Here is a 7534-nt window from a genome sequence, read left to right as displayed (position 1 = left end):
GGTGGATGGCTTGGAGCATGATGCCGTGTTCGGGGTTGAGGCGGGTTTGGGCGGTGGTCTGGTGTTCGGTGATGGCGGTGGGGATGTCGGGGTGGTCGGTGAGGTCGGCTTGGTGGAGGAGGCTGGTGGCGTCGATGCTGCCTGGTGGTGGTATCCGCAGTTCGCCTTCGCCTTCCGCATTGTTGAGGGTGAGGCGGAGGATGTCGTGGTGGTCGATCAGGGTTTGCAGTGCGGTGGCGAGGCGCTGCTGGTCGAGGTCGGCGGGAACGGTCAGCAGGACCGATTGGTGGTAGGTCGTGAAGGGTCCGCCTCGTTCGAACAGCTCTCGCATGATCGGAGTCGCAGGCAGGGTGCCGGTGCCGGTTTCGTGGTGGGCTGGTGTGGTGGTGGGGATGTGGGTTGCTGCGGTGGCCAGGGCGGCTGGGGTTTGGTGTTGGAAGATTTGGCGTGGGGTGAGGAGTAGTCCTTCTTGGCGGGCGCGGCTGACGAGTTGGATGGACAGGATGCTGTCGCCGCCCAGCGCGAAGAAGCCGTCCTCGGGGCCCGTTTGAGGAAGGCCGAGGATGTCGGCGAATAGCTCACACAGTGTGCGTTCGTGCCCGTCGGTGGGGGCTCGTTCGCTGGTGCCTTCCGAGGTGGGGACGGGTAGGGCGGAGTGGTCGAGTTTGCCGTTGGCGGTCAGTGGCAGGTGTTTGAGTGGGATGTAGTGGGCGGGGATCATGTAGTGGGGGAGCCGGTCGGCCAGCTGGGTTCGGATCTCCGCTGTAGGCGGGGGTTCGGTGTCGGCCTGTGCGGGGGTGAGGTAGGCGACGAGGCGGCGGTCGCCGGGGCGGTCTTCGCGGACGGTCACTACGGCTTGCCCGATACCGGGATGTGTGGTGAGCGCGGCCTGGATTTCTCCTGGCTCGATGCGGAATCCGCGGACTTTGACTTGTTGATCGGCTCGTCCGCGGAATTCCAGTTGTCCAGCGGGTGTCCATCGGACCAGGTCTCCGGTGCGGTACATGCGTTGCCCGTCCGTCGTACCGTATGGGCAGGCCACGAACCGTTCCGCGGTCAGTCCCGGTCGTGCCCAGTACCCCCGTGCTACTCCGCACCCGGCTACGTACAACTCGCCGACCACGCCCACCGGAACCAACCCCAACCCCGCATCCAGCACAAACACTCGGGAGTTCGGCACCGGGGAGCCGATGGGCACCGAGGTGTGCGCTGCCCCGTCGGAGTGCCACACAGCGGCGTAGACCGTCGCCTCGGTGGGGCCGTAGGCATTGGCGATGCGCGCTTCGGGGAACCGGGACTGCGCGGTGGCCAGCAGTTGGGGGGAGAGTGCTTCGCCCGCCAGGACGATCGTGTCGAGAGACGAGTCTTCAGCCTGCTGCTGGGCGGAGAGCAGGCTCGCCAGGACGGAGGGAACGGCACTCAGCAGACCACCGGCCCTGAGCAGCCCGGGATCGGCGGCCGCGGACAGCAGATCGGGGACGAGCTCCACCGTGCCGCCAAGCGTGAGTGGTACGAGCAGTTCGAAGACGGAGACGTCGAAGGTGAAGGACGTCGTCGCCCTCACATGCGCCAACCGGTCCGCGCCGAGGTCGTCCCGCGCCCAGGCCGCCAGGTCCACCACATTGGCGTGGGAGACGACCACCCCCTTGGGCGTACCCGTTGAACCCGAGGTGTAGATGACGTACGCCGGATGCGCGGGATGCACTGAGGCACGACGCTCGTCGTCGGACACGTCCCCCGTGTCATGGCCTTCCATACGGGCGTGGGTGTCTTCGGTGTCGAGGAGGAGCCAGGGCAGGGTGGCGGTGCTGGTGGGGAGGGTGTTGGCGAGTGTGCTGGTGGTGAGGAGGAGGGTGGGTTCGCTGTCGTGGAGCATGAAGGTGATGCGGTCCGGTGGGTAGCCGGGGTCGAGGGGTACGTAGGCGGCTCCGGCTTTGGTGACGGCGAGCACGGCGGTGATCAGCTCAGGGGAGCGTGGCAGAGCGAGGGCGATACGTGTTTCCGGTCCGGCGCCGTTGTCGATGAGTAGCCGGGCCAGCTGGTTGGCGCGCGCGTTGAGGTCCGTGTAGGACACCCTGTCGTCCTCGAATACCACCGCGGTGGCCTGCGGAGTGAGTGCCGCCTGTTCCTCGAACAGCTCCGGCAGCACCCGTCCCGTCCCGGCCGCGGCCACCGAGGCACCCGTACCCCAGCCCAGCAGCCGCCCCCGCTCGTCGTGTCCGAGGAGGTCGATCCGGCTCAGGGCCTGGTCGGGACGGTCCGTGACGCTGTCCAGCACACGCAGGAGGCGGTCGACGATCGCCCGCGCCGTGTGGTGCTCGAAGAGGTCGGTGGCGTACTCGAGGCTGCCCCGGATGCCGTTCGGCTCCCCGCCGTCGGCGGTGTGCGTCTCCGCGAGCGCGAAGGCCAGGTCGAACTTGGCCGTGTCGGTGGCCACCTCCAGTGGCTCGGCGGCCACTCCCGGCAGGGACAGCTCGGTCGCCAGGAGGTTCTGGAAGGTGAGCATCACCTGGAACAGCGGGTGCCGGGCCAGGGACCGGACCGGGTTGACCGCCTCCACCACCCGTTCGAACGGCACCTCCTGATGCGCGTACGCGGCTCCGTCCGTCTCCCGCACCCGCTCCAGGAGGGTCAGGAAGTCCGGGTCCCCGCTGGTGTCGGTGCGCAGCACCAGAGTGTTGACGAAGGGGCCGACCAGGTCGTGCACGGCCACCTCGTCGCGGCCGGCGAACGCCGTGCCCAGGGGGATGTCCGTCCCGGCGCCGAGTCGTGTCAGCAAGGCCGCGAGGGCGGCCTGGACCACCATGAACACACTGGCGTCCCGGGAGCGGGCCAGCCGGGCCAGCCGCCGGTGCAGCGGAGCCGGAACGGCGATGTCCACGGTCGAGCCCTGGTGTCCGGCCACCGGCGGCCGCGGCCGGTCCGTCGGCAGCGGGAGTTCCTCGGGCAACTCCGCGAGCGTCTCCCTCCAGAACGCGAGCTGCCGGGAGAGCACACTGTCGTCCCGGTCCTCCGCACCCAGCACCTGGCGCTGCCAGAGCCCGAAGTCCGCGTACTGCAACGGCAGATCGTCGCTCCAGCGCGGTTCCGAACCGGCCGTCCGGGCCCGATAGGCGGTGGCGAGGTCGGTGAAGAGCGGCTCCAGCGACCAGCCGTCGGCCGCGATGTGGTGGACCACCACGAGCAGCACATGCTCGTCGTCGCCCTGCGGGAACAGGCTTATGCGCAGGGGCAGTTCGGTGGCCAGGTGGAAGCCACGCCCGGCCTCCTCCGCCAGCGCCGCCGCGAGTATGTCGTCCGAAGCATCCCCGGCCGAGTCCCTGGCCGAGTCCCCGGTCGCGTCCCTGGCCGAGTCCCTGGCCGAGTCCCTGGCCGCGTCCCCGGTCGCGTCCCCGGCCGCGTCCCCGACCGAGTCCGTTCCGTCGGCCACCGGCCCCATGCCCCGCACCACGGCGTGCAGCGCGGACCGTGCCGCGTCCGGGCCCAGGACCCGCTGCCACGGCCGGCCGTCGTCCCCGTGCGGATAGACGGTGCGCAGCACCTCATGCCGGGCCACGACGTCCCCCGCCGCGGCCATCAGCGCCTCCCGGTCCAGCGGGCCGCGGAGCCACAGGCCGACCACGATGTTGTAGGTCGCCGCCCGATCGCCCTCCAACTCCTCGAGGAACCAGAGCCGTTGCTGGGCGTACGACAGCGGCAGGCGGCCCGTACGCGGCATCGGCCCCAGCGGCGGGCGAGCCACGTCCCGTTCCGCGCCCTGGATCACCGTCGCCAACCGCTCCACCGTCGGCGCCTGGAACACCGCACGGATGCCCAGATCGACGCCGGTGCGGGTACGGACCTGCCCCATCAGCCGCATCGCGAGCAGCGAATGCCCGCCCAGCTCGAAGAAGCTGTCCGCCACGCCCACCTCGGGCACGCCCAGCACCTCGGCGTACAGCGCGCACAGCAGCTCCTCCCAGGGGGAGGCCGGTGGCCGGCCGGTGCCCGGGGCGCCGACGGGGCCGGGCGCGGGCAGCGCCTTGCGGTCCAGCTTTCCGTTCGCCGTCAGCGGCAACGCGTCCAGAGGAACCACCGCCGATGGCACCATGTGCTCCGGCAGCCGCTCACGAAGCCAGGAGCGCAGCTGGGCCGCGGCCGGTTCATGGCCCGGCCGGGCGACGGAGTAGCCGACGAGCCGAGGGTCACCCGGCCGGTCCTCGCGGACCATCACGGCGGCCCGCGCCACGTGCGGATGCGAGGCCAGCACCGCCTCGACCTCTCCCGGCTCGATCCGGAATCCCCGCAGCTTGACCTGGCGGTCGGCTCGGCTGAGGTACTCCAGCCGACCGTCCTCGTCCCAGCGCACCAGGTCGCCGGTGCGATACATCCGTGACCCCGGGGGGCCGTACGGATCGGCCACGAACCGCTCGGCGGTCGGGCCGGGGCGGTCGAAATACCCGCGGGCCACACTCGTTCCCGCGATGTGCAGTTCTCCCACCACGCCCGGCGGCAGCAGGCCCAGGTGCCGGTCCAGGACGTACGCGCGCGTGGTGTCCAGCGGCGTCCCGATCCGCGGCGCGCCGTCGTCATCGGCGCGTACGGCGGCCGTGCTGCACCAGACCGTGGTCTCGGTGGGCCCGTACAGATTCACCACCTCGGCGCCGAGCCCGAGCAGCCGACGCGCGAGCGGGGCGGGCAGCACCTCACCACCGCTGAGGATCCGCACCCCCGACAGCGCCCCCGCATGGTCGCCGTCGTCGTCCACCTCACCGAGCACCGCCTGCCACAGCGTGGGCGTGGCCTGCGCCATCGACACCCTGTGGCGGCTCACCAGCCTCAGCAGAGCGGCCGGATCGCGCGTCTGGCCCGCCGAGGCGAGGACGATACGGCTCCCCGCCACGAGTGGCATGAACCACTCCACCACCACCACGTCGAACGACGGCGTGGAGGCTGCCAGCACCGCGTCCGACCCGGTGAGCGGTGTGCGCCGGGCCATGGCCCGCAGGAACCGGCCCAGACCGTTCCGGGGCACCACCACACCCTTGGGCCTGCCACTGGAGCCCGAGGTGTAGAAGAGGTACGCGGGGTGGTCCGGCAGCAGCGGACACCCGCGGTCCGCGTCCGTCAGGTTGCCCGCCCCCGCCCCCGCCCCCGCTTCCGCCAGCCGGTCCGCCGTGTCCTCCGCGTCCAGCAGCAGCCGTGGCACCGTGGCCGCCTCCGCGAGCAGGGCCTCGGCGATCGCGCCGGTCGTCACCAGGAGGGTCGGGCGGCTGTCGGTGAGCATGAACGCCACGCGCCGCGCCGGGTAGTCCGGGTCGACGGATACGAAGGCGGCACCCGCCTTGAGGACGGCCAGCGCGGTGATGAGCAGGTCCGGGCCACGGGGCAGGGAGAGGGCGACCCGGGCCTCGGGCCCCGCACCCGCCGCGACGAGCACCCGGGCCAGCCGGTTCGCCCGCTCGTTCAACTCCCGGTAGCTGAGCCGCTGTTCCTGGAAAACCACGGCCACGGAGGCTGGGGTGCGCTCCGCCTGGCGCTCGAACACCTCCGGCAGCAGCACCGTGTCATCGGCTCCGGTCACGTCGTGCGAGGCGTTGCCCCACTGCCGCAGCAGGCGCTCCCGCTCGGTCGGGGCCAGCACGTCGAGCTGCGCCACCGTCCGCTCCGGGGCGTCCGCCACGCTCTCCAGCACCCGCACCAGACGCCGCGCGAGTTCCCGTACGGCCGAGTGGCCGAAGGCGTCGGGACGGTAGCCCAGCTGGAGCCGCAGGGACTCGCCCGGGATCACGACCAGGGCCAGCGCATAGTGGGTGGCGTCCTGGCCGGTGCTGCCCACCACTCGCAGCCCGTCCTCCGGCGCGCCGACCCGCTCGGGCCGCACCGGATAGTTCTCGAAGACCAGCACCGTGTCGAAGAGCTCGCCGACCCCCGCGAGCGACTGCACCTCGGTCAGCCCCAGATGCTGGTGTTCCGCCAGCGCCGCCTGACGCGACTGCACCTCCTCCAGCAACTCCAACAGCCCTTGATACGGGGCGAGTCGCACCCGTACCGGCAATGTGTTGATGCACAGGCCGACCAGCGACTCGACACCGGGCACTTCCGGTGGCCGCACCGCGGCCGTGGCCCCGAACACCACATCGTCGCGGCCGGTCAGCCGCCCCAGCAGCAGCCCCCACGCCACCTGCACGAGTGTGTTCAGCGTCAGCCCCGAGGAGCGGGCGCGCCGGGTCAGCCGTGCCGTCAGCTCGACGGGCACATCCAGGCAGAATTCCCGGGGGACCACCGCCGTACGCCCGTACGCCTCCGGAGCCAGCAACGTCGGCTCCGCCACCCCGGCCAGCGCCTCGCGCCAGGCCTCGCGGGCGGCGGTGGCGTCCTGCGCGGTGAGCCAGGCGAGGTAGTCGCGGTAGGCCGCCGGGCGGGGCAGCAGACGGTCGTCCCCGGCCTCCCCGTACAGGAAGAACAACTCCTGTACGAGGACCGGCGTCGACCAGCCGTCCAGCAGGATGTGATGGTGAGTCATGACCAGACGGCTGCGCCCACCGCCGAGGCGGAACAGAGTGAACCGCATCAGTGGCGGCTGGGTGAGGTCGAACCGCGTGGCGCGGTCCTCCGCCAGCCAGCGCTCGTACTCCCCGTCCTGCTCGGCGGGGGAGAAACCGCTGAGGTCGAGCTCCTGCCACGGTGTCGGCGTATGGCGGGGCACGACCTGGACCGGCCTGGACAGGCCGTGGTGGAGGAACCCGGCCCGCAGCTGGGGATGGCGGAGCAGCAGAGCGTCCACCGCCTGCCGGAAGCGGACGCTGTCGACGTCGCCCTCGAGGTCGAAGGCGAACTGCACCACATAGACGTCCGGGGCCGCCTCGTCGAACACGGCGTGGAAGAGCAGCCCCTCCTGCAACGCGGTCAGTGGCAACGTGTCGACGGCACCGGGAAACCTCTGCTCGACCGTGGCCACGTCCTCGGTGGTGAGGGAGAGCAGCGGGGGCGCGGCGGAGGCCGGACCGCCCGAGGTGGCGGGGGCGTCCGTAGTGGCCGGGGCGCCGGGTGGCGAGGCGAGGCGCGCCAGGGCGGCGGGGCTCTGGTGCTGGAAGACCTGGCGGGGGGTGAGCGCCAGCCCCTCCCTGCGGGCGCGGCTCACCAGCTGCATGGACAGGATGCTGTCGCCGCCCAGTGCGAAGAACCCCTCCTCCACGCCCGGCTCCGGCACCCCCAGCACCTCGGCGAACAGACGGCAGAGGACCGCTTCGCGCGGTGTCGATGCCGGGCGTCCGCCGGCCCCTTCGGCGCCCCGGGCGGGCGCGGGCAGCGCCGCGCGGTCGAGCTTGCCGCTCGGGGTGAGGGGCAGCGCGTCGAGGACGACGACCGCGGAGGGCACCATATGGGCCGGTAGCCGCTCCGCCAGATACGACCGCAGCTCCTCCGGCGGCGTATCGCGATGATCCGGGCTGGTGGTCGTGTAGGCGATGAGGTGTTTGTTGTTGTGGTGGTCGTGGTGGAGGGTGGCTGCGGCGTGGGTGATGTGGGGGTGGGTGGTGAGGGTGTTTTCTAT

Annotated in this window: 1 protein-coding gene; it reads right to left on the bottom strand. The window is 71.5% G+C overall.

Annotation, left to right across the window (positions count from 1 at the left end):
- Window positions 1-7534: non-ribosomal peptide synthetase (locus tag J2Z30_RS49105; protein WP_209469201.1), on the bottom strand; the 7534-nt coding region annotated here is incomplete at both ends.

Source organism: Streptomyces iranensis (assembly GCF_017874715.1).
In the GTDB taxonomy this organism is placed as follows: domain Bacteria; phylum Actinomycetota; class Actinomycetes; order Streptomycetales; family Streptomycetaceae; genus Streptomyces; species Streptomyces iranensis.
This window is presented reverse-complemented; position numbering and strand designations above follow the sequence as displayed.